Here is a 26,464-nt window from a genome sequence, read left to right as displayed (position 1 = left end):
GCTTGCCGGAGGCGTTGAGCGGGAAGGCGTCCAGGGTGACCAGCGCCGAGGGGAGCATGTACGACGGCAGCGCGGCCGCGGCGGCGCGCAGCACGCCGGCGTCCGACAGCGCCGTGCCCGGCTCGGCGGTGAGGTAGCCGACCAGGTGGTCGTCGCCGGTGACGGTGGTGACCACCCGGGCCGCCGCCTGCGCCACTCCGGGCGCGGCCGCGAGGGCGGCCTCGATCTCGCCGAGCTCGACGCGCTGGCCGCGGAACTTCACCTGGAAGTCGGTGCGGCCCAGATACACCAGTTCGGCGGTGTCGCCGCCGGTGTCCCAGCGCACCAGATCGCCGGTGCGGTACATCCGCTGCCCAGGCGCGCCGAACGGGTTGGCCACGAAGCGGTCCGCGGTGAGATCCGGCCTGCCGTGGTAGCCGCGCGCGAGCTGGACGCCCGCGAGATACAGCTCGCCCGCGACGCCGGGCAGCGTGGGGCGCAGCCGCGAATCCAGCACGTAGACCCGGCTGTTCCATTCCGGGTTGCCGATCGGCAGGACGGTGCGGTCGCTCTCGCCCGTCACGTCGCGGTGGGTGATGCTCACCGCCGCTTCGGTCGGCCCGTACAGATTGTGCACCCGTGCGGCGCTCACCGCGCCGAACGCCCGCACTGTTTCGGCGGGCAGCGCCTCCCCGATCACGAACACCGTGTGCAGCGACTCGAGCGCGGCGCCGTGTCCGGCGGCCGCGACGTGCCCGGCGAAGACGCTGAGCATCGACGGCACGAAATCGGTGATGGTGACTCGTCGTTCGGCGATCACCTGGGTGAGGTAGCCCGGGTCGCGGTGGCCGTCCGGTGCGGCCAGCACCAGCGTGGCGCCGACGCGCAGCGGCAGGAAGTAGCCCCACAGCGACACGTCGAACGTGGTCGCGGTCTTCTGCAGGTACACGTCCTCGGCGGTGAGGCCGTATCGCGATTGCATCCAGGTCATCTGGTTGACGATCGCCGCGTGTGACACGGTGACGCCCTTGGGTTTTCCGGTGGAGCCGCTGGTGAAGATCACGTAGGCCGGGCTGCCGGGGTGGATCGGCGCGGAACGTTCGACCGCCGCGATGGGGTCGTCGGAGTAGCCGTCCAGGGCGATGGCGTCGACGAGGACGGTGGCGGCGGACTCGCCCGCGTCGATCCGATCGGCCGTCGTGGTGAGCACTGCCACGGGCCGCGCGGTCTCGAGGATGTGGGCGATGCGCTGCGCGGGATGGTCGGGGTCGATCGGCACGTACGCTCCGCCCGCCTTGAGCACGGCGTACATCGCGATCACCAGCTCCGGTGAGCGCCGGATCGCCAGCGCCACCAGCGTTTCGGGGCCGACGCCCGCCGCGATCAGGTGGCGGGCCAGCCGGTTCGCGCGCCGGTCCAGGTCGCCGTAGGTCACGGTGGCCGGAGGCGTCGCGCTGTCGGGCACGAACACCAGCGCCGGGTCATCGGGCGTCGCGGCGGCCTGCGCCTCGAATTCGTCGAGCAGCAGTTCGTCGGGCAGGGCGGTGTGCGCGGAGTCGTTCCACTCGGTGACCACGCGATGCAGTTCGCCCGCGCCGAACAGATCGATGTCGCCGATTACCTGTTCCGGGTCGGCGGTGACCGCGGCGAGCAGGCGGGCGAAGCGCGCGCCGAAGGTCTCGACGGTGGCGGCGTCGAACAGATCCGTGGCGTAGGTGAACCGCAGCGCGTCGTCGGTGACGGTGAGCTGGAGGTCGAACGGCGTTGTCTCGTAGTCGAATTCGTGTTCGGCCACAGCGACGCCCGCCATGTCCAGGGTGACCGGGGCGAGGTTCTGGAAAAACAGCGCGATCTGGAACAGCGGGTGGCGGGCCTGCGAGCGGGGCGGGTCGAGCGCCTCGACCAGGCGCTCGAACGGCACGTCGGCGTGGGCGAAGGCGTCCAGGTCGTGCTCGCGCACCCGGCGCAGCACGGCGGCGAAGGTGTCCGAGCCGGGGACCTGCGCGCGCAGCACCAAAGTGTTGACGAACATGCCGACCAGATCGTCCAGCGCCGCGTCACCGCGGCCCGCGACGGGCGCGCCGATCGCGATGTCGTCCGTGCCGGACAGCCTGGCCAGCAAGGTGGCCAGCGCGGCGTGCACGACCATGAACGGTGTGGCCTCGTAGCGCGCGGCCACGGCGGCGATGCCGTCGCCCACCTCGTCCGGCAGCGTCGTGGTCGTGCTCGCCGCGGCGTGCGAGGCGATCGCGGGGCGCGGGCGGTCGGCGGGCAGGTCGAGCTGAGCGGGCAGCGCGCGCAGCGTCTCGCGCCAGTACGCCAGCTGACGCGCGGCCACCGAGCGCGGGTCGTCCTCGGCGCCGAGCACCTCCCGCTGCCAGAGCGCGTAATCGGCGTATTGCAGGTCGAGTTCGGTCCAGGCCGGGGCGGTGCGTGTCGCGCGGGCCGCGTAGGCGGCGGCCAGATCGCGGGCCAGCGGGCCCATCGAGAAGCCGTCGGCCGCGATGTGGTGCACCACAAGGGCCAGCAGGTGATCGCGGTCGGACCGGGTCACCAAGCCGATGCGCAGCGGCACCTCGGCGGTCAGGTCGAACGGGGCGGCGACGAACTCGCGCAGCGCGCCCGCCGCGTCCAGCATCTGGATCGACGGAACGTGGGTGGCGTCGAGAATGCGCTGGTAGCCGACGCCTTCGTGGTCGGGGTACACGGTGCGCAGCGTTTCGTGCCTGCCGACCACATCGCCGGCGGCGGCGGCGAGGGTATCCGGGTCCAGGTAGCCGGTGAGGCGGACCACCACCGCGATGTTGTGCACGGTCTCGGCGGGATCGAAGCGGTTGAGGAACCACATGCGCTGCTGCGCGGGCGAGAGCGGAATGCGCTCCGGACGCGGCCGTGGCGCGAGCGCGGGCTTGGCGCCCGTACCCGCGAGCCGTTCGACCCGCGCGGCCAGCGCGGTCACGGTCGGCGCCTCGAACAGCAGGCGCACCGGGATCTCGGCGTCCAGTTCGGCGCCGAGCCGGGCGGCGACCTGGGTCGCGATCAGCGAGTTGCCGCCGAGGGCGAAGAAGTCGTCGTCCGCTCCGACGCGCTCGACGCCGAGCAGCGCCGCGACGATCCGCGCGACGGTCGCCTCGACGCGGGTAGCCGGAGCCCGGTAGCCCGCGGTCGCGAACTCCGGGGCGGGCAGTGCGGCCCGGTCCAGCTTGCCCGAGGCGTTGAGCGGGAACCGCTCGAGGACGACGAACGCCGTCGGCACCGAGTACGCGGGCAGTCCGGCGCTCAGCGCGGCGCGCAGGTGCTCGGTGTCGAGCTCGTGGCGGCCCGAGGCGACCAGGTAGGCGACCAGCTGATCGCCCAACCGCTCGTCCGAACGGACCAGCACCACGGCCTGCGCCACCGCGTCCAGCGCCAGCAGCGCCGATTCGATCTCCCCCGGCTCGATGCGCAGACCGCGCAGCTTCACCTGGAAGTCCGTCCGACCCAGGTACTCCAGCTCACCGTCCGGCCGCCAGGCCACGAGGTCGCCCGTGCGATACATCCGCGCACCGGCGGGCCCGAACGGACCGGCCACGAACCGATCGGCGGTCAGCCCGGGGCGCGCCACGTAACCCTGTGCCAGCTGCGCACCCGCCAGGTACAGTTCCCCCGGCACGCCGACGGGCACCGGCCGCAGCCGGGCGTCCAGCACCAACAATCGGGTGTTGGCCACTGGCCTGCCGATCGGCACGGTCACCAGGTCCTCATCGGTCACCTCGTGATAGGTGACGTCGACAGCGGCCTCGGTAGGGCCGTACAGGTTGTGCACCCGCGCTCCGATCACCTCTCGCGCCCGCTGCGCGGTAACCGCGGGCAATGCCTCGCCCGATGCGAAGACGCTGCGCAGCGTAATGCACTCACCCGTGCGTGGCTCCGCCAGGAAAACCCCCAGCATGGAGGGTACGAAGTGCACCGTCGTGACGCGCTGCTCGACAATCACGCGAGCCAGATGGCCCGGGTCGCGATGACCATCTGGACGAGCGACCACCAGCCGCGCGCCGAAAGCCAAGGGCCAGAAAAACTCCCAGACGGAAACATCGAAGGTGGCGGGGGTCTTCTGCAGCACCACGTCGTCGGCGGCCAGCGGATAGGCCGACTGCATCCATGTGAGGCGATTCACGATCGCCGCGTGGGTGACCGCGACGCCCTTCGGGCGTCCGGTCGATCCCGAGGTGAAGATCACATAAGCGGTGTGTCCCGGCGCGGGCGACCCGAGCCGGTCCGGAGCGGTCAGCGGGGCGGTGGAGTAGCCGGTCAGGTCGAGCCTGTCGATCCGGACCTGTCTTGCCGCGCCCGCGTCCAGGTCGAGCCCAGAGGTGAGCACGCACACCGGCCGCGCGGTCGACAGCACGTATTCCAGCCGCTCGGCCGGGTGGTCGGGATCGAGCGGGACGTACGCGCCGCCCGCGAGGGTGACCGCGTAGATGCCGAGCACCAGGTCCAGCGAACGGCGCATGCCGAGCGCGACCGGCGTGCCGGGGCCGACGCCCTGCGCGGCCAGCCAGCGCGCCAGCTGTCGGGCCCGTCCGGCGAACTCGGAATACGTGAGCGTCGCGTAGCGACTCATGTCGGGGTGGTGGTCGGGCGACGAGTGGGCCATGGCGTGCCCCTCGACCGTGACCGCGGGCGCGTCCGGGGTCCTGGCCACCTGCGCCTCGAACAGCGAGATCAGCGTTGCCGCCGGGTCGACGGCGACGGCGGTGTCGTTCCATCGGTCGAGCACCAGCCCCCGCTCGGCGTCGTCCAGGAGTTCGAGGTCGCCGACCCGCACCGACGCGTCGGCCACCGCGGCCCGCAGCACCCGCACGAAGCGAGCCCCGAACGTCTCGACGGTGGCCCGGTCGAACAGATCCGTGGCGTACCGCAGCACGCCGCGCAGCGCGTAACCGGTCTCCGCGCGGTGCTCGGTCAATTCCACGGCCAAGTCGAACTGGGCGACGCGATTGTCCAGCGGATAGGCCGACACCGTGAGACCGGGCAGGCGCAACACGGTGTCGTCGTGCTGCTCGAAGGTGAGCAGCGTCTGCACGATCGGCGAATGCGCCTGTGAACGGACCGGATTCAGCTCCTCGACCAGGCGCTCGAAGGGCAGGTCGGCGTGGGCGAAGGCCCGCACGTCGACCTCGCGCACGCGAGCGAGCAGTTCGGCGAACGACGCGTCCGCCGGGATCGGCGTGCGCAGCACGAGGGTGTTGACGAACATGCCGACCAGGTCGTCCAGCGCTTGTTCACCGCGTCCGGCGACCGGAGTGCCGATGGCGACGTCGTCCACTCCGGCGAGCCGCGCGAGCAGCGCGGCGTACGCGGCGTGCAGCACCATGAACGTCGAGACCCCGCGCCGCCGAGCGAGTTCGGCGATCGAGCCGGTGAGGTCGGCGGGGATCGCGAAGTCGACGGTGGCGCCGCGCCCGGAGGCCACCGCCGGGCGGGGACGGTCGGCGGGCAGCTCCAGCACCGGGGCGAGTCCGTCGAGTTCGGCCCGCCAGTAGGCGATCTGGTTCGACAGCGCCGAGTCCGGATCGTCGGCGGAGCCCAGCGCAGCGCGCTGCCAGAGGGTGAAGTCGACGTATTGCACGGGCAGCGGATGCCACGACGGCGGCTCCCCGGCGGCGCGCGCGGTGTAGGCCGTCATGAGGTCGCGGGCCAGCGGGGCGGTGGAGACGCCGTCGGCGGCGATGTGGTGGACCACCACGGCGAGCAGGTGATCGTCCGGCGCGACGCGCAACAGGCTCGCCCGCAAAGGGATACGCCCGCGCAGCTCGAAGCTCTCCGTAGCCGCCGCCGAAACCGCGGCGCGCAGGGCCGGTTCGGTCACCTCGATCGGGTGCAGCGGCAGCTCGGGCACCTCCGCCCCGTTGAGCACCACCTGGGTGGGGCCGTCGGCATCCGCCGGGAAGATGGTGCGCAGCGATTCGTGCCGATCGATCACGTCGCGCACGGCAGCCCGCAACGCCGCCTCGTCCAGCGCGCCGGTGAGCCGGATGGTGATCGGGATGTGGTAAACCGCCGAATCCGGATCGAGCCGGTGCAGCAGCCACATGCGGGTTTGTGCCAGCGACAACGGGATTCGAGCGGGACGCTCGGCCGGGGCGAGCGCGGGCCGGGCGGTCTCCGGACGCTGCGACGCGACCCGCGCCGCCAGCCCCGCCACGCTCGGCGTCTCGAACACCTCGCGCACGGTCAGCGCGCACCCGAAGGCGGCGTTGACCCTGGCGACCAGCCGCATGGCAAGCAGCGAATTGCCGCCGCGAGCGAAGAAGTCGTCGTCCGCGCCGATCCGCGCGGCACCGGTCAGGTCGGCGACCAGCGTGGCGAGCACCGCTTCGGTCCCCTCCCGCGGCGCGCGGAACTCCGTGGCGACGCCGGCGAGTTCGACAGCGGGCAGCGCCGACCGGTCGAGCTTGCCCACGGTGGTCAACGGCATCTCGTGCAGCACGACGACGCGGGTGGGCACCATGTAGGCGGGCAGCTGGGCGCGCGCCTCGTCGAGCACCGCCTCCGGCGCCACGTCCGCCCCGGTGACGTAACCGACCAGGCATTCCTGTCCCGCGCTGTCGCGGGCCACGCGCACCGCCGCGTTCGTCACGCCGGTCGCGGCGGCGAGAACCGACTCGATCTCGCCCAGCTCGATCCGCTGGCCGCGCAGCTTGACCTGGAAGTCGTTGCGGCCCAGATACACCAGATCACCGTCGCGGTTCCAGCGCACCAGATCACCGGTCCGGTACATCATGCGGCCGGGCACCCCGAACGGGTCGGCGACGAATCGCTCGGCGGTCAGCCCCGGGCGGGCGTGATACCCGCGCGCCAGTTGGTCACCCGCGAGATACAGCTCTCCGGTGACGCCGATCGGCACCGGGCGCAACCGGGCGTCCAGCACGTAGGCCCTGGTGTTCCAGCACGGGCGGCCGATGGCCACGTCCCGGCCTGCTCCCGCGTCTGCGTCGGTGAACTCGTGGTAGATCGCCGAGATCGCCGCCTCGGTGGGGCCGTAGGCGTTGTGCACCGCGCCGTCGAGGCTGCCGCGCAGCGCGGCGAGCAGGTCCGGGGTGAGCGCTTCACCGCCGCAGTGCAGGTGCCGGAACGACCGCAGCGCGTCGCCCATGCCCTCGCCGAGCAGCGCCGCCAGCACCGAGGGCACGTACTCGGCGATGGTGATGCGGTGTTCGCGCAGCAGGTCCGCGAAGTAGCTCAGATCCAGGTGCCCGCCGGGGCGGGCGATCACCAGCGGCGCGCCGACGGCGATCGGCAGGAAGCATTCCCACACCGACACGTCGAAGGTCAGCGGCGCGCGTTGCAGGATGCGATCGGACGCGGTGACCTGGTAGCGGAATTCCAGCCACCGCAGCTGGTTCATGATCGCGCGGTGCGTGACGGCCACGCCCTTCGGCCGCCCGGTGGAGCCGGAGGTGAACAGCACGTAGGCGGTGTTGTCCGGTCGCAACGCGGCGGCACGCTCGGCATCGGCGATCGGGCCGTCGGCGACGCCGTCGAGATCGAGGTCGGCGAGGTCGAGGACGACCACACCGTCCAAGGCGGGCAGCGTCGCGCCGCCCGCGGTCAGCACCAGCCGCGGCGCGGCGCTCCCGGCGATCTGCGCCAGGCGTTCGGCCGGGTGCGCCGGATCGATCGGCAGGTAGGCCGCGCCCGCGCGCACGATCGCATACATCGCCACGAGCATCTCGATCGAGCGTGCGGCGGCCAGGCCGACGATGTCCTCCGGGCCCACACCCGTCTCGATCAGTCTGCGGGCCAGCCGGTTCACCCGGGAGGCGAACTCGGCGTAGGTCACCGCCGCGCCCTCGAAGCGCACGCCGACGCGCTCGGGTGTGGCGGCGACGCGGGCGGTGAGCAGGTCGTCCAATGTCTCGGCGGGCAGCGCGTGCGCGGTGGCGTTGCGGTCCGACAGCAGCATCCCGCGTTCGGCCGGCGACATCAGCTCGACCGCGCCGACCGGGGTGCGGGCGTCGCGCACCATGGCGCGCAGCACGCGCTCGAAGGCGACGAGGAATCCGGCGACGGTCGGTTCGTCGAACAGGTCGAGCGCGTAGTGCAGGTGCACGTCGATGCCGTCCGGCGCGCCGTCGGCGGTGTAGCGGTCGGTGAGCGTCCAGTCCAGATCGAGCTGGATCGGCGCCGCGCCCACCTCGAGCGCGGCGATGGCCAGCCGGTGCAGCCGGAACTGCGGCGCGGCCTGGTTCTGCAAGGTCAGCGCGACCTGGTACAGCGGGGCGTGCGCCTGTGAGCGGACCGGGTTCAGCGCCTCGACCAACTGCTCGAACGGCACCGCCGCGTGGTCGAAGGCGGCCAGGTCGGCCGCGCGCACGGACGCCAGCAGCTCGGCCAGAGTCACGTCCGGGCGGACCTCGGTGCGCAGCACCAGCGTGTTGACGAACATGCCGACCAGCTCGTCCAGCGCTTCCTCGCCGCGCCCGGCGACCGGCGCGCCGATCACGACATCCGCGCCTGCGCCGTAGCGGCTCAGCAGCACGGCCAGCGCGGTGTGCAGCACCATGAACGGCGTCGCCCGGTGCGCGGCGGCCAGGTCGTGGATCCGCTCGTGCAGGGCGGCCTCCAGCCGGCCGGTCAGCGCGCCGCCCCGGTTGGTGGCCACCGCGGGACGCGGCCGGTCGGACGGGAGCGTCAGCACCTCGGGCAGCCCGGCCAGCCGATCGGTCCAGTAGGCCAGCTGGCGCGACAGCACCGAGGCCGGGTCGTCGGCCGAGCCGAGCGCGCCGCGCTGCCAGAGCGCGAAGTCGGCGTACTGCACCGGCAGGGGACCCGGCGCGGGCGCCATGCCCGCGCACCGTGCGACGTATGCGTTGGCCAGATCCCTGGTCAGTGGCGCGAAAGACCAGCCGTCCGCGGCGATGTGATGCACGACGAACAGCAGGATGTGGACCTGCTGCGCGCCCGGCCGGTCGTCCTCGACGTGCAGCAGGCGGACGCGCAGCGGCACCTCGGCGGTCACGTCGAAGCCCATTCGCGCGGCCGCGGCGACGAGTTCGGGCACCTGCTGCGCGGGAACCGGCCGTGTGACCAATTCGACCAGTTTCGTCCCTGCGGGAAGCACCAATTGGGTCGCGCTGCCGTCGTGTTCGGGATAGATCGTGCGCAGCGTCTCGTGCCGGGCGATCACATCGGCGATCGCCGCCTCCAACGCGGGCACGTTCAGCGCCCCGGTGAGGCGCAGCGCGAACGGGATGTTGTACGCGCCGCTGGTGGTGTCGAACCGATTCAGGAACCACATGCGCTGCTGGGCGATCGACAACGGGATCGGACCGCCGCGCTCCTGCGGGGTGAGCGGCGGCAGCGCGACCGCAGCGGTCTCGACCGCGCCGTCCACGGTGATCCGCCGCGCCAGCGACCGCACCGTGGGCGCGTCGAAGATCGTGCGCACCGCCACCTCGGCGCCGGTGGCCTTGCCCAGCCGCGCGGCCAGCTGGGTGGCGCTGAGGGAGTTGCCGCCGAGGGTGAAGAAGTCGTCCTCCGCGCCCACCTCGGCCACGCCGAGCAAGGCTTCGAAAGTCTGGGCGACAAGCGTTTCCGCCGCGCCGCTCGGCGGCAGGAAGGCCGTGGACGTGAGCGCGGGCGCGGGCAGCGCGGATCGGTCCAGCTTCCCGGAGGAGTTCACCGGCAACCGGTCCAGCACCACGAACGCCTGCGGCACCATATACCCGGGAAGTCGCTGGGCCACCGCGTCGCGCACCGCCGCGACCTCGACCGGTGCGTCCGCCACCAGGTAGGCGACCAGTCGCTCGCCGGTGCCGCGATCGTCACGTACCGCAACGGCGGCCTGGGTCACGGCGGGCGTCGCGAGCAGCGCCGACTCGATCTCGCCGAGTTCGACGCGCAGGCCGCGGAGCTTGACCTGGGAATCGGTGCGGCCGAGGAACTCCAGCTCGCCCGTGCGGGTCCACCGCACCAGATCGCCGGTGCGGTACATCCGTTCGCCGGGCGGGCCGAACGGGTCGGCGACGAACCGGTCACCGGTGCGGCCGGGACGGCCCAGATAGCCGCGCGCCAGCTGGACACCCGCGAGATACAGTTCGCCGGGCACACCCTCCGGCACCGGCCGCAGCCGCGCGTCGAGTACATACGTCCGGGTGTTCCAGATCGGCTTGCCCATCGGCACGGACTCGAAGTCGGTGTCGCACACCGCGTGGAAGGTCACCTCCACCGCGGCCTCGGTGGGCCCGTAGCCGTTGTGCACCCGCGCACCGGTGAGGTCGCGCATCCGGTGGGCGACGCCGACCGGCAGCGCCTCACCGGAGCAGAACACCTCGCGCAGGGAAGGCGCGTCGAACTCGCCCGCGACGAAGACGGCCAGCATGGACGGCACGAAGTGCGCAACGGTGACGCCCTCGGCACGGATGAGGCGCGCCAGGTACCCCGGGTCGCGATGCCCGTCCGGCCGCGCCAGCACCATGCGCGCGCCGACCTGCAACGGCCAGAAGAACTCCGGCACCGACACGTCGAAGGTGGCGGGCGTCTTCTGCAACACGACATCCCCCGGCCCGAGCGCGACGTACGCCGACTGCATCCAGCGCAGCCGGTTGACGATGCCGCGATGGCTCATGACCACGCCCTTCGGCGTGCCCGTGGAGCCGGAGGTGAACAGCACGTAGGCGGTGTTTTCCGGGCGCAGCGCAGCACGCCGGTCGGCGTCGGTGAGCGGGGTGTCGGGGTAGCCTGACAAGTCCAGCCGATCGATCCGCGTCTCGGGTAGGCCGCAATTCAGGCCCGCGCCCGCGGTCAGCACGCACACCGGCGCTGCCGTGGCGAGGATGCGCGCGGTGCGCTCGGCCGGATGGTCGGGATCGATCGGCAGGTAGCCGCCGCCCGCCGCGACCACCGCGTACATGCCGACCACCAGGTCGACGGAGCGGCGCATGCCCAGCGCCACCAGCGTTTCCGGGCCGACGCCTCGGCTGACCAGCCACCGCGCCAAGCGATTGACCCGCCCGGCGAACTCCGCATATGTCAGCGTCGCGGAGCGACTCATCGAGGGGTGGTGGTCGGGCGACGGATGGGCCGGTGTCGTCACGTCGAAGGTGATCGCCGCAGCGTCCGGTGTGCGTTCGACTTGCGCGGCGAACAGCGAGGCGAGCGTGTCGGATTCGGGCAGCGGATGCGCGGTGGCGTTCCATTCCCGCAGCACCCGCGCGCGTTCGGCGTCCGACAACAGTTCGATGTCACCGATGCGCGCCCCGGGTTCGGCCGTGGCGGCGGCGAGCATGCGCCGGAACCGATCGGCATAGGACTCGGCCGTCGCGGCGTCGAACAGGTCGGTCGCGTAGCGCAGGGTCGCCGACAGGCCAGCCGATTCCGCCCGCTCCGCCACCACCAGGTGCAGATCGAACTTCGCACCGTTGTCGGGTATCTCGACCGGACGCACCGACAGCCACGGCACCTGCATGGCCTGTCCGTCGAAGGCGGGCGTCGCGGCCTCGAAGCTGAACATCACCTGGAACAGCGGGTGCGCACCGGCGGAGCGATCCACCGCCATGGCGTCCACCAGCCGCTCGAAGGGCAGGTCGGCGTTGGCGAACGCGGCCAGGTCGGCGTCGCGGACCTCGGTGAGCAGCCCGGCGAACGAGGCGTCGGCGGCGACCCGCGTGCGCAGTGCGAGGGTGTTGACGAACATGCCGACGAGGGCGTCCAGAGCTCGCTCGCCGCGCCCGCCGACGGGCGAGCCGATCACGATGTCGGCGCTGCCGCTCATCCTGGCCAAGGTGGCGGCGAAGGCCGCGTGCAGTGTCATGAACAGTGTCGCGCCGCTGCGCCGGGCGAGCGCGCGCAGGCCCGCGGCCACCTCGGGCTCGATCGCGAAATCGACGGCCGCTCCCTCGTGCGACGCGACCGCGGGGCGTGGCCGATCGGCCGGGAGCGGCAGTTGCGCCGGGGCGCCGTCCAGCACGTCGCGCCAGAAGCGTAACTGCTGGTAGGCCAAGTCGCCGGGGAAGTCCTCGGCGCCGAGGACTTCCCGGTGCCAGAGGCTGTAGTCGGCGTACTGCACCGTCAGCTCGTCCCAGTCCGGCCGCAGGCCGGTCAGGCGCGCGAGATAGGCCCGGACCAGATCGGTGACCAGCGGCGCCATCGACAGGGCGTCGGCGGCGATGTGATGCACGACGAACACCAGCACGTATTCGTCGCCGGTGACGCCGCGCGCCTCGTCCACCCGGTCGACGGCCAGCAGCGCGACCCGGCACGGCAGCTCGGCGGTGACGTCGAACCCGGCGCGGACGATGCCGATCACCGCGTCCCGCACCGCGGAGCGGTCGATCGGCACCGGATGCAGGCTCAAGCCGATGTCGGCCGCGTCGAGTACGGATTGGTAGGGGCCGCCGTCGGTTTCGGGGTAGGTGGTGCGCAGCGTCTCGTGCCGGGTGAGCACGTCGAGCACGGCGCCCTCCAGCGCGGTCACGTCCAGGCGACCGGTCAGCCGCAACACGATCGGCAGGTTGTAGACGCTGTCGGCGCCGTCCTGATTCTCGACGCGATTGAGGAACCATAGTCGCTGCTGCGCGGGCGAGAGCGGCACCCGTTCGGGCCGCTCCCGGCGGACCAGCGCAAGCCGGGCGGCCCCCTCCGCGCCGAGGCGTTCGACGGCGGCGGCGAACCCCTCCACCGTGGGCGCGTCGAACAGCGCACGCACCGGCACGCGAACGCCCGCGGCCTCGCCCGTGCGGGCGGTGACCTGGGTAGCGTCCAGGGAGCTGCCGCCGAGGGCGAAGAAATCGTCGTCCAGCCCGACTCGCTCGGCTCCCAGCACCTCCGTGAAGACCGCGGCGACCAGCCGTTGCGCGGCGTCAACGGGCCGGCGGAAGCGCTCGGCGGCGAGCACCGGGGTCGGCAGTGCCGCACGGTCGAGCTTGCCGCTGGTGTTCACGGGGAATTCGTCCAGTTCGACCAGCGCGGACGGCACCATGTAAGCGGGAAGCCGCTGAGCGACAAAGGCTTTCACCGCCTCGAGTGCGATTGTCGCGCCGGGCACGGTGATCACGTAACCCGCCAGGAAGTCACCCGCCGGTCCGGTGACCAGCCGTGCCGCGGCCTGTCCGACCTCGGGTACCGCCAGCAGCGCCGTCTCGATCTCGGCGAGCTCGATGCGCTGGCCGCGAAATTTCACCTGGAAGTCGGTGCGGCCAAGATAGATCAGCTCGCCGTCGCCGCTCCAGCGCACCAGGTCACCGGTGCGGTACATGCGCGCGCCCGGCACGCCGAACGGGTTCGCGACGAAACGGTCGGCGGTGAGGTCGACGCGGCCGTGGTAACCGCGCGCCAACTGCGCACCCGCCAGGTACAGCTCGCCCGGCACGCCGATCGGCGCGGGCCGCAAGCGTCCGTCCAGCACGTAGACCTGCGCGTTCCACTCCGGCTCGCCGATCGGCACATACGGTGTGTCCACGTCGGTGACCTCGCGGTTGGTGATGGACACCGCCGCCTCGGTCGGGCCGTAGAGGTTGTGCAGGCCCGCGTCGCACACCTGCCGGAACGCGGCGACGGTGTGCGGAGGCAGCGCCTCGCCGATGACGAACACCTCGCGCAGCGAGTCGAGTTCGCCCGGCTGCGCGTGGGCGGCGAACACCGCGAGCATCGACGGAACGAAATCGGTGAGCGTGACGTGATGGCGGGCAACTGTTTCGGCGAGGTAGCGCGGATCGCGGTGCCCGTCCGCCGCCGCGAGCAACAACGTGGCGCCCGCGCGCAGCGGCAGGAAGTAGCCCCACAGCGAGACGTCGAAGGTGCTCGCGGTCTTCTGCAGGTAGACATCACCGACACGCGGACGGTACTCCGCGTGCATCCAGGCCAGCTGGTTGGCGATGGCCTGATGGCTGACCGCCACGCCCTTCGGCTTGCCGGTGGACCCGGAGGTGAAGATCACGTAGGCCGGGTGCTGTGGGTGCAGCACGCCGCGGCGTTCGCGGTCGCCGATCTTGCCGGAGGGGTAGGCGGAGAGATCGAGTTCATCCAGGTGATACACCGGCGCGCAATCGGTCCCCGCGTCGAATCCGGCCGTCCGGCTGGTCAGGATCGCGTGCGGGCGCGCGGTGTCGAGGATGTGACCGATGCGTTCGGCCGGATGCGCCGGATCCACCGGAACGTACGCGCCGCCCGCCCGCGCCACCGCGTACATGGCCACGACCAGCTCGATCGAGCGGGGCAGGGCCAGCACGACCAGCGCTTCCGGGCCGACGCCGATCTCGATGAGCATCCTGGCCAGCCGGTCGGCCCGGTCCGACAGCTCGGTGTAGCTCAACCGCTCGGCGCCGGTGACCAGCGCGACGGCATCCGGCGTGCGGCGTACCTGCGCGTCGAAGCCTTCGTGCAGGAAACGGTCCGGCACTTTGTGCCCGCTGGCATTCCAGCTCGCGGTGACGTAGTCCAGTTCGCCCGCGTCGAGCAGCGGGAGATCCCCGACCGGGGCGTCCGGGTCGTCCACCGCCGCACGCAGCAGCCGGACGAATTTCACCGCGAACTCCCGCACGGTCGTCGCGTCGAACAGGTCGGTGGCATAGGTGAATTCCGCGCGATATCCGTCGCCGGCGTCGGAGACGGTGAGCTGCAGATCGAACTTCGCGAAACCGGGATCGAAGTCGACCGGCTCGACGTCCAGACCGGGCATGGCCAGCGCGATCGGCCCGACGTTCTGCATGAACAACGCGACCTGGAACAGCGGGTGGCGCGCGGCGGACCGCGCCGGGTTCAGCGCGTCCACCAATTGCTCGAAGGGGATGTCGGCGTGTGCGAAAGCGCGCAGGTCGCGATCAGCGGCATACGCGAGGAACTCGGCGAAGCTGCGCGCGCCATCCACTTCGGTGCGCAGCACGAGCGTGTTGGCGAACATGCCGACCAGATCGTCCAGCGCGGCCTCGCCCCGGCCCGCGACCGGCGTACCGATCGCGATGTCGGCGGTGCCCGACAGCCGGGACAGCAGGGCCGCCAGCGTGGCGTGCAGCACCATGAACGGGGTGGCGCGAACGCGCGCCGCGATCGCCTCGACCTCGGCGCGCAGGGCGGCGTCGAGGGCGAACTCGTAGGTCGCGCCCTGATAGGAGGCCGCGGACGGACGCGGCCGATCCGCGGGCAGTTCCAATTGCGCGGGGAGTCCGGCCAATTCGGCGCGCCAAAAAGCGAGCTGGCGCGCGGCCACGGAATCCGCGTCGGTCTCCGCCCCGAGCCCCCGCTGCTGCCAGAGCGCGTAATCGGCGTACTGCACCGGCAGCGGAGCCCACTCCGGCGCCCGGCCCTCGCGCCGCGCGGCATAGGCGGTGGTCAGGTCGCGCATCAGCGGACCGAGCGAGAACCCGTCGGCCGCGATGTGGTGGACGACGAGCACCAGCGTGTGGTCCTCGGGCGCGCAGCGCAGCAGGCGCACCCGCACCGGGATCTCCTCGGCGACGTCGAAGCCTTGCCCCGCCGCTCGGCGGATCGCCGCGGCCAACCGGTCCTCCGGTACGTCGGCGGGCGTCAGGTCGAACACCGCGTGCACCCGCCGCACCGATTGCGCCGGCCCGTCGGCGGTCTGCGGATACACGGTGCGCAGCACTTCGTGCCGGGCCACCAGATCGGTGATCGCCGCTGACAGCGCGGACACCTCCAGCGGGCCGCGCAGGCGCAACGCGACCGGGATGTTGTCCACGGCGGCGGCGCCCAGGTCGCGGGCCCGCTCGATGTCGGCGTCGAACCGGTTGAGGAACCACATGCGCCGCTGCGCGGGCGAGAGCGGAACGTGCTCCGGGCGCGGTCCCGCCACCAGCGGCGGGCGCGCCGGGCCGGGACGCGACAGCGCGGCCACCGCGGCCACGGTCGGGCGGTCGAAGAAGTCGCGCACGTCCACGGTGGCGCCGAGGGCCGCGGCGATCCGGGCGATGGCGCGGGTGGCGAGCAGCGAATTGCCGCCGAGCGCGAAGAAATCGTCGTCGACGCCCACCCGTGGCACGCCGAGCAGCTCGGCGAAGACCGCGGCGACCGACACCTGCGCCTCGGTCTCCGGTGCCCGATAAGCCGGTGCGCCGGAACCGAATTCCGGTTCCGGCAACGCCCGGCGGTCCAGCTTACCGTTGGCGTTCAGCGGCATCGCGTCCAGCGGGACGAGCAGCGTGGGCACCATGTACTCGGGCAGCTCGCGCCGGACGTGTTCGAGCACCTCGGCGGCGTCGATCGAGTCTCCGACGACGTAGCCGACCAGATGATCACCGCTCACCTGCCGGTGCAGCGCCACCGCCGCCTGGGCCACCCTCGGATGACGCGACAGCGCCGCCTCGACCTCGCCGAGCTCGATCCGCAGGCCGCGCAGCTTCACCTGGAAGTCGCTGCGGCCCAGGTATTCCAGTTCGTCCGGGCCGCCCTCCACGCCGGGCGCCCAGCGCACCAGGTCGCCGGTGCGGTACATCCGCTCCCCCGCCGGGCCCTCCGGGTTGGCGACGAATCGCTCGGCGGTCAGGCCGGGGCGGGCCACATAGCCGCGGGCCAGTTGCACTCCCGCCAGGTACAGCTCGCCGACGACGCCGCGTGCCACCGGGCGCAGGCTGTCGTCGAGCACCAGCAACTCGGTGTCGTCGGCCGCGACGCCGATCGGCACCCCGGCCGTGTCCGCGCCGGTCACCTCGTGCGCGGTCACGTCGACGGCGGCCTCGGTGGGCCCGTACAGGTTGTGCAGGGTCGCGCCGCAGATATCGCGGAACGCCGCGGCGGTGGCGGCCGGGAGCGCCTCGCCCGAGGCGAAGACCAGCCGCAGCGAGTCCACCGCAGCCGCGCGCGGCTCGGCGACGAAGACCGCGAGCATGGACGGCACGAAATGCGCCACCGTGACCGCGCGCTCGCCGATCACGCGCGCCAAGTAGGCCGGGTCGCGATGGCCGTCCGGCTCCGCGACGACCAGCCGGGCGCCGACCTGCAACGGCCAGAAGAACTCCCACACCGACACGTCGAAGGTGAACGGCGTCTTCTGCAACACCACGTCGTCGGCGCGCAGCCGGTACATCCGCTGCCGCCAGCGCAGATTCGCCACGATCGAGCGATGCGACACGGCGACGCCCTTCGGCCTGCCGGTCGAGCCGGAGGTGAAGATCACGTACGCGGTGTCGTCGGCCGACCGGGCGACCGCAGGGGCGGCCGGTGCGGGCGGGCCCGTGAATTCGTCGATCCGCAGCGTCTGGACCGGACGCCCGAACTCGGGTTCGTCGTGCGTAGTGGTCAGCACGAGCACCGGATCGGCGACCGCGAGCACGTAGGCGATGCGGTCGGCCGGATGATCCGGGTCGATCGGCAGGTACGCACCGCCCGCCTTCAGGATCGCGTACATGCCGACCATCAAGTCGATCGAGCGCCGGACCGCCAAGCCCACCAGCGTGTCCGGCCGGACGCCGCGTCCGATCAAGTGCTGGGCCAGCGCGTTGACCCGGCCATCGAATTCGGCGTAGGTCAGGGTGAGGCCCGCGAAGTCGAGCGCGATCGCGTCCGGGGTGCGGCGTGCCTGCTCCTCGAACAGGCTCACCAGCGTCTCGACCGGTGCGGCGGTGGCGGTCGGAACATCGGGCACGGCGGCGAGCGCGTCCTCGAGCAGCGCGTCCAGCACCGCGCCGAGCGCACCGTCACCGGACTCCAGCAGCGCGGGCAGCCGACCGGAGACCACCACGGGGACCAGCGAGTCCGCGCTCATGATCTCCGACAGCGCCGCGAGTTCCGCGGCCAGCTCCGCGTAGGTGACGGTGACCTCGCCGTGGCGCAGCGCCACCCGTCGTGGCTCCCGTCCGGCGACGGTCGCGATGAGGCCGGGCAGGTCGTCGATGCCGTAGGCGCGGCGGACGGCGTCTGCGTGGGTCATCAGCGGTTTCCTTCCGAATCGAGAGCCGGCGCCGAGTCGGCGAGCAGCGCCTCGGCGGTGGCGGCCAGGGTCTGCAGCAAGGCCGTCAGGCCACTGCCACCGAGGTCGGCGAGCAGGCCGGGCACCAGCCCGGCGAGCGAGACATGGATGAGGGCTTCGGGTTTGGCCGCCGCGCCCATGGCCCTGGCGACGGTCGCGAGCTTCGCGTCCAGTTCGCCGAAGCCGACCCGCCGATCGCCGTGCTCGAACGCTGGCGCGCCGGGCGCGGCCTGGGCTGCCCGAGCGATCAGAGCGGGCAGATCGGTCGCGGTCGGCCGGGGCCGCCTTTCGTGCGGGGACCGGATGTCTATCGCGCGAACGGTCACCGCCGGATCAGCGGCCACCGTCTCCAGCACGCGCAGCAACCGGTCGCCGAACGCCCGCGCGGTCGGCTCGTCGAAGATGTCCGTCGCGTATCCGACGCGCAGCTCCAGACCGCCGCCGGACCGCTCCAGCACGGTGACCTGCAGGTCGAATTTCGCCTCCGTCGAGGCGAGATCGACCGCCTCGACCGCGAGTCCGGGCAGCTCCACGGCGGCTTGCGGCATGTTGTGGAAGGCGAGCAGCACTTGGCACAGCGGAGCATGCGAGCCGGAACGGGTGACGCCCAGCGCCTCGACCACCTGATCGAACGGGACGTCGGCGTGCGAGAGCGCCGCCAGATCGCGCCGGGTGGCCTGCCGCAGCAGGTCGCCGAAGCTCGTGCGCGGGTCGACCTCGGTGCGCAACGCCACGGTGTTGACGAACATGCCGACCAGCTCGTCCAGTTCGCGGACACCGCGCCCGGCGACCGGGACGCCGACCGTGACGTCACCCGCGCCGGACAGCTTCGCCAGCAGCACCGCGAGCGCGCTGTGCACCAGGGTGAACAACGTGCCGCCGTATTCGCGGGCCAGTCGCTCCAGCCGGACGGTGCGCTCGGCGTCGATCTCGCGCACGACGGTCGCGCCCCGCGTGTCCCGGCGTGCCGGGCGCGGACGATCGGTGGGCAGGGACAGCAATTCCGGCGCCGCGGCCAGTTCGGTTCGCCAGAAGGCGAGTTGGCGGGCCAGCAGGCTGTCCGGATCCGCGGGATCGCCGAGCAACTCGTGCTGCCAGGCGCTGTAGTCGCGGTACCGGATGGCCGGTGGGGCCCACTCCGGCGCGTGACCGGCGGATCTGGCCAGGTAGGCGCGCACCAGGTCGCCGGTCAGCGGCGCGATCGAGTACCCGTCCGCGCCGATGTGGTGCAGCACGACGACCAGGAGGTGTTCGTCGGCGGCGGTGGCGAACAGGGCGGCGCGCACGGGCGGCGCGGCGGCGAGATCGAAACCGAGGGAGACGAATTCCGCGATGCGCGTTGTCAGTTCCGCTGACGGCACCGGGATCGGCGTCAGGTCGACCGGGGACGCGGCCACGACCTCTTGGACCGGTCCCGCTTCGGTATCCGGGTACCTGGTGCGCAGCGTCTCGTGCCGGTCGAGCACATCGCCGACGGCCGCCGCCAGCGCCGCCACGTCCAGCTCGCCGCGCAACCGCAGCGCCGCGGGGATGTGATAGGCCGACGAGTCCGGCGTGAGCCGGTCGAGCACCCACATGCGTTGCTGCGCGGGCGCGAGCGGCACCGACCCGGTATGCGCGCGGCGGACCAGCGCGGGCCGGACCGCGCCGCGCTCGGTGTGCGCGAGGCGCTCGGCGAGCGCGGCCGGCGTCGGCGCTTCGAACACCGCGGCCACCGGGACGTGGCCGCCCAGTGCCGCGCCGAGCCGGGCCGCGAGCCGGGTGGCCATCAGGGAGTTGCCGCCCCTGGCGAAGAAGTCATCGTCCACGCTCACCGTGTGCACGCCGATGACCTCGGCGAACGCGTCCGCGACCAGCCGCTCCAGCGCACCGGCCGGTGCGCGGGAAGCCGCCTCGGCGAATACCGGCTCGGGCAGCGCGGCGCGATCGATCTTGCCGTTGGCGGTGAGCGGCAGCGCCGCCAGCACGACGACGGCGGCGGGCGCCATGTACCTGGGCAGCTGCGCCGCCACGGCCGTGCGCAGCGATACCGCCGAGTCGGCGTACGCCTTCGAATCCGCTTCGGGCACAGCCGCATAAGCGATGAGCCGCGTTCCGGCGCGTTCGTCGGCCCGCGCCACCGCGACCGCCGCGCTCACCCCGGGCTGCCGCCGCAGAGCGGCCTCCACCTCGCCGAGTTCGATGCGGAAGCCGCCGATCTGCACTTGGAAGTCGGCGCGCTCCAGGTATTCCAGAGTGCCGTCGGGACGCCTGCGCACGATGTCGCCGGTGCGGTACATCCGCTCGCCCGCCGCGGCGCCGAGTTCCACCGCGAACGGATCGGCCACGAAGCGGTCCGCGGTCAGCGCCGGACGCCGCTGGTAGCCCCGCGCCAGCTGCGCACCCGCGAGATACAACTCGCCCGGCACGCCGATCGGCGCGGGCCGCAATCGCGCGTCGAGCACGTAGACCCGGCTGTTCCAGACCGGCGACCCGATCGGGACGGTGTGCTCCGGCGATGTTCGCACCGCGAACGCGGTGATCGACACCGCCGCCTCGGTGGGACCGTAGAGGTTGTCCAGCGCGGTCGCGGCGTTGTGCCGGCGCAGGAAGTCCGCGGCCGTGGCGGGCGGCAGCGCCTCGCCGATGGCGAGCACGCGGCGCAGGGTTTCCGGCAGGGCGACTCCCGGCTCCGCTGCCAGCAGCATGCCGATCAAGGCGGGAACGGCGTGCAGCACGGTCACGCCGTGGCGGCGCAGCAGCGCGCGCAGCTGGTCCGGGTCGCGTTCCGCGCCGGGAGCGGTGATGATCAGGCGTCCTCCGGTGACCAGTGGAGACCAGAACTCCCACACCGACAGATCGAAGGTCGCGGGCGTCTTCAGCAGCACGCGATCGGTCGCGCCGAGTCCGAACTCCCCGGCCAGCCAAGACAGCTGATTCACGATCGCGGCGTGCGCGATCGTCACACCTTTGGGCAGGCCCGTCGAACCGGAGGTGAAGATGACATAGGCCGGATGCTCCGGACGCAGCGCCCGCACCCGCTCCGCGTCCGTGATCGGGGTCGCGGCGAACTCGGCGAGGTCGAGCCGGTCGACTTCCATCGCGGTGCGGTTCGTTCCGGTCGGTGAGCCGTCGCGCGAGGTGGTCAGGACGACAGCTGGCGCGGCGGTGGACATGATGTGGGCGATCCGCTCGGCAGGATGATCCGGATCGATGGGCACATACGCGCCCCCGGCGCACGCCACGGCGTACATCGAGACGACCAGTTCCGGCGAACGGCGCATCGCCAGCACGACCGTCGACTCCGGGCCGACACCGTTCGCGATGAGCTTGCGCGCCAATCGGTTCACCCGTTCGCCGAACTCGGCGTAGCGCAGTTCGTCTCCGGTCGTCGCGTCCACCAGCGCGACCGCCGCGGGGCTGTGCGCGATCTGCGCGGCGATCAGATCCGCCAGCGTGGCGCGCGGGACCGGCTGCCGGGTCCGGTTCCATTCGGCCAGCACCAGCGACCGGTCGGTCCCGAGCAGATCGATATCGCCGACGGGTAGGTCCGGGCGAGCCACGACCGCTTCCAGCACCCGGCGCAGCTGTGCGGCGAACCGGAAAGCAGTGGGCCGCTCGAACAGATCGGTGGCATAACCGAGGGCCAGCTCGATGCCGTCGGGCGCGCCGTCGGCGTCGTAGGCGTCCACCGCGAACAGGTGCAGGTCGAATTGCGCCACGCCGTTGTCGAAGTCGAGTTCGTCGACCTCGAGGCCCGGCAGCCGCAGCTGCCCACGCTCGTGGTTCTGGAATGAATAGCCCACCTGGAACAGCGGGTGCCGGGCGGTCGAGCGCACCGGGTTGAGCACTTCCACCAGGCGCTCGAACGGCACGGTGGCGTGTTCGAGCGCCGCGAGGTCGGCGGCGCGCGCCCGCGCCAGGAGTCCGGTGAACGGCTCGCCGCCGTCGACGCCGACGCGCAGCACGAGGGTGTTGACGAACATCCCGATGACGTCGTCGAGTTCGGCCGCGCCGCGCCCGGCCACCGGCGTGCCGATGGCGATGTCACCGGCGCCGGACCAGCGCGCGAGCAGCACCGCGAACGCGGTGTGCACCACCATGAACAACGTCGCGCCGTGCCGCCTGCCGAGCGCGACGAGATCCGCGTGCAGCCGCGCGCCGATCGTCAGCGGCGCCTTGTCCCCGCGCAGGCTCTGTTTCGCCGGACGGGGGCGGTCGGTGGGCAGCGTCAGCTGGTCGGGCAGCCCGGCGAGGGTCTCGCTCCAGAACGCGATCTCGCGGGCCGCCACCGAATCGGGGTCGCCCTCGGCGCCGAGCAGAGCGCGTTGCCACAGGGCGTAATCGGCGTACTGCACGGCGAGCGGCGTCCACTCCGGCGCCGTGCCGTCGCGGCGCGCGGTATAGGCGAGCATCAGGTCCCGCACGAACGGCGCGATGGACGAGCCGTCGGCGGCGATGTGGTGCAGCACCCCGGCCAGCACGAATTCGCCGTGCCCGTCCGCGCGACGCGCACCCGCCCTGGCCACCCGCAGCAGCCGCATCCGCAGCGGGACCTCGGCGGTGACGTCGAAGGCCGTCTCGGCCAGCTCCCGAATGCGCTGCGGTACCGCCTCTTCCGCGATGTCGATCGGCCGCAGCACCGGGGTGGCGTCGGCGGCGTCGGCGATGAGCTGCACCGGTTCGCCATCGACCTGCGGATAACGGGTGCGCAGCGCCTCGTGCCGGGCGACCACGTCACCGAGCGCGGCCTGCAACGCGGGCACGTCCAGCCGCCCGGACAGCCGCAGGGCCACCGGGATGTTGTAGGCGGTGGAGGACGGGTCGAACCGGTTCAGGAACCACATCCGCTGCTGTGCGGGCGACAACGGCATCCGCTCCGGACGCGGCGCCGCCAGCAGCGCGGGCCGGGTTCCGCCCATGGCCACCGTGCTCGTCACGGCGGCCAGATCCGCGACCCGGGGAGCTTCGAACAGCGCCCGTACCCCTACCGTCCGGCCCAGCGCCGCGCCGATTCGGGTGACCGCCTTGGCGGCCAGCAAGGAGCTGCCGCCGAGCGCGAAGAAGTCGTCGTCGGCGCCAACGGGGCGCTGCGAGCCGAGCACTTCGGCGAACACCTCGGCCACGACGCGTTCGCTCGGTGTGGACGGCGGCCGGTAGACGGTCGATTCGAACCGTGGCGCGGGCAGCGCCGCGCGGTCGAGCTTGCCGTTGACGGTCAGCGGGATTCGCCCCACCACCACGATCGCGGCGGGCACCATGTGCTCGGGCAGGCGGTAGGCCACGGCTTGCCGCAGCGCGGCGGCATCGATCGAGTCGTCTGGGTCGTCCGGGTCGTCCACAGCCACCACGTACGCCACGATGCGCGGTTCGTCCACCAGGTCGGCGCGCACCATCACGGCCACCTCCCGCACCGCGTCGCACGCGTCGAGCAGCGCGGACTCGATCTCTCCCAGCTCGATACGGAAGCCGCGCAGGTTCACTTGCTGGTCGGCGCGCCCGAGGTACTCCAGCTCACCGTCGGGGGTCCAGCGGGCCAGATCGCCGGAGCGGTAGGTGAGCGAGCCGTCGCCCGCGTACGGGTCCGCGACGAAACGGGCGGCGGTCAGGGCGGGACGGTGCAGGTAGCCGCGCGCCAGCTGGCCGCCGGACACGTAGATCTCCCCGGGCACCCCCACCGGGACGGGCCGCAACCGGTCGTCGAGCAGGCGAACGGTCAGTCCGGGCAGCGCCGTACCGATCACGCTCGATGACCCGGTGCGCCGGCCGATCTCGCGATAGGACACGTGCACCGTGGTCTCGGTGATGCCGTACATGTTCACCAGGCGGGGTGCGTCCGGATAGCGGGCGAACCAACCGGCCAGGCGCTGCGGCTCCAGCGCTTCGCCGCCGAAGATGACGGTGCGCAAGGCGAATCCGGCGGCTTCCGGTCCGGCCGCATCGGCGGCGACGAGCTGGTAGAACGCCGACGGCGTCTGGTTGAGTACGGTGACCCGCTCGGCGATCAGCAGATCGCGGAACTGCTGCGGCGAGCGCGAGGTGTAGTAGTCGACCACCACCACCGTGGCGCCGGTCGACAGCGGCCCCCACAGTTCCCATACGGAGAAGTCGAAGGCGTAGGAGTGGAACAGGGTCCACACGTCCGCCGGTCCGAAACCGAAGCGACGCCGCGTGTTGTCCAGCAGCCGCAGCACGTTGCGGTGCGGCACCACAACACCTTTGGGCCTGCCGGTGGAGCCGGAGGTGTAGATGACGTAGGCCACGTGTGCCGAGCGCAGCGGGGCGCGCCGGTCGGCGTCGGTGACCGGCGCGCCGCTGAACTCCGTGAGGTTCGGCGCGTCGACGTCGATCACCGGTCCGCCGAACCAGCCGCGCGGCAACTCGGTGGCGGCTCCGGCGATCGCGCAGATCGGGCGGGCGTCGTCGAGGACGTATTCGATCCGGTCGTCCGGGTAGGCCGGGTCGATCGGCAGGTACCCGCCGCCCGCCTTGAGCACGGCGAGCAGGGCGACCACCAGTTCCGCCGAGCGGGGCAGCGCGACGGCCACCAGCGTTTCCGGCCCGACACCCGCGGCCGTCAGCCGCCGCGCCAACCGATTGGACCACTCGTCGAGTTCGGCGTAGGACAGCGACCGCGCACCGTCCCGCACCGCGACGGCGTCCGGGGCCGGCGCGGCGGCCCGCGCGAAACGCTCGGCCAGGCTGCCGGCGACATCGGCGACATCGTCCCCGCCGACGGGCCACTCGTACAGCGCGCGGTGCTGTTCCTCGGCGCTGAGCAACTGGATGTCACCGACGACCACCGTGGGATCGGCGGCGATGGCGGCAAGCACCTGGGTGAACCTCCTGCCGAGCACGGCGATCGCCGAGGCGTCGAAAAGGTCCGTGGCGTAGCGGATCTCGACCTGCATGCCGTCGGCGCGGCCGTCCCGGTCGTTCGACTCCAGCACGGTGAACTGGAGGTCGAATTCGGCCACCGGCGCGTCGAACTCCTGCGCGCTCATCCGCAGGCCCGGCAGCTCGAATTCGGGCAGGGTGAAGTTCTGGAAGGTCAGCGCCACCTGGAACAGCGGATGACGGTTGCGCGAGCGGGTGGGCGCGAGCACTTCGACGAGACGTTCGAACGGTACGTCGGCGTGCGAGAGCGCATCGATGTCCTGGTCGCGCACCGCGTCCAGGACGGTCTCGAAGCGGGCTCTGGAGTCGACGGCGGTCCGCAGCACCAGTGTGTTGACGAACATGCCGACGAGCCGGTCCAGCGCCGCGTCGCCGCGTCCGGCGACCGGGGTGCCGATCGCGATGTCCGAGCCGCCGGACAGGCGGGCCAGCAGCACCGCCAGCGCCGCGTGCACCGTGCTGAACAGCGTGGTCTCCCGCTTACGCGCCAGCTCGCCCAGTTCGCTGTGCAGATCGGAGTCGATGCGCAGGCGGTGTGTCGCGCCGCGATGCGAGGAGACCGGCGGGCGCGGACGATCGGTGGGCAACTCGAGCTGTTCCGGCAGGCCGTCCAAGGCGCTGCGCCAGTAGTCGAGCTGCCGGTCGATGTCGGCGGAATCGGCCTGCCAGAGCGTGTAGTCGGCGTACTGCACCGGCAGGTCGTCCCATGCGGGCGCGGCGGCGGCGCGGCGCGCCAGGTAGGCGGTCATCAGATCCTCGGCCAGCGGTCCGAGGGAGAATCCGTCCGCGGCGATGTGGTGCAGCACCAAGGCGAGCACATACTCCCGCGCCGCGTCGTCGATCACGAACAGCACTGCGCGCAGGGGTAGCTCGGTCACCAGATCGAAGGGCGCGGCAGCCAGCTTCCGAAGCCGTTCCGGCAGTGCCGTTTCGGTCACCCGCACTAGCGGGACGTCAGGCGCGACCGAGGGCAGGACCCGTTGCTCGGGCCCATCGGGGCCGTCCGGGTAGACGGTGCGCAAGGTTTCGTGCCGGGCCACCAGGTCGGCCAAGGCCGTGGTCATCGCCGCGAGGTCGAGATCACCCGAGAGCCGCAGCGCGACCGGGATGTTGTCGATCGCGCCCGCGGGTCCCGCTTGCTCACCGGCGTGGAAACGGTTGACGAACCAGATGCGCTGCTGGGCCGGGGACAGCGGAATCCGGTCCGGCCGCGGGAGCGGGCGCAGCGGTGCGCGACCGCCATCGCCGCGATGCGATTCGGCCCGCTCGGCCAACGCGGCGACCGTCGGCGCGTCGAACAACGCCCGCACCGGCAATCGGGTGTCGAGCGCAGCGCCGAGCCGGGCCACCAGCCGGGCGGCGGTGAGCGAGTTGCCGCCGAGGGCGAAGAAGTCGTCGTCCAGCCCTACCCGGTCGACACCGAGCAGCTCACCGACCGTGGCGGCGACGAGTCTCTGTACCGGTGTCGCGGGCGCGCGGAACCGCGCGGACTCGACCGCCGGTGCGGGCAGCGCTCGGCGGTCCAGCTTGCCGGAGGCGTTGACCGGGAACTCGGTCAGCACGACGTATGCCGAGGGCATCATGTACGCAGGTAGCCGCCGGATGAGCGTCGCTTCGACCGCGCCCAGGTCGACTCGCGCGCCGGGCGCGTCGATCAGGTAGGCGACGAGGCGCTCACCGGTTCCGGCGTCATCGCGCACGACC

The 26,464-nt window shown here is 72.2% G+C and carries 2 protein-coding genes (1 of these 2 cut by a window edge); both read right to left on the bottom strand.

What is annotated here, in order from left to right:
• Positions 1-17,845, bottom strand: partial view of a non-ribosomal peptide synthetase gene (locus NA8_RS23115; RefSeq protein WP_063052448.1) — the 5' portion only. Its footprint begins 7,445 nt before the window's first position; only the first 17,845 of its 25,290 coding nucleotides appear in the window; it begins with the start codon at positions 17,843-17,845; its stop codon lies off the left edge, out of view.
• Positions 17,845-26,464: non-ribosomal peptide synthetase (locus NA8_RS23110; RefSeq protein WP_157106863.1), on the bottom strand; the 8,620-nt coding region annotated here is incomplete at its 5' end. The genes NA8_RS23115 and NA8_RS23110, both read right to left, overlap by 1 nt.

Origin of the sequence: Nocardia arthritidis NBRC 100137, assembly GCF_001612765.1 — a bacterium.
Classification (GTDB): Bacteria; Actinomycetota; Actinomycetes; order Mycobacteriales; family Mycobacteriaceae; genus Nocardia; species Nocardia arthritidis.
This window is presented reverse-complemented; position numbering and strand designations above follow the sequence as displayed.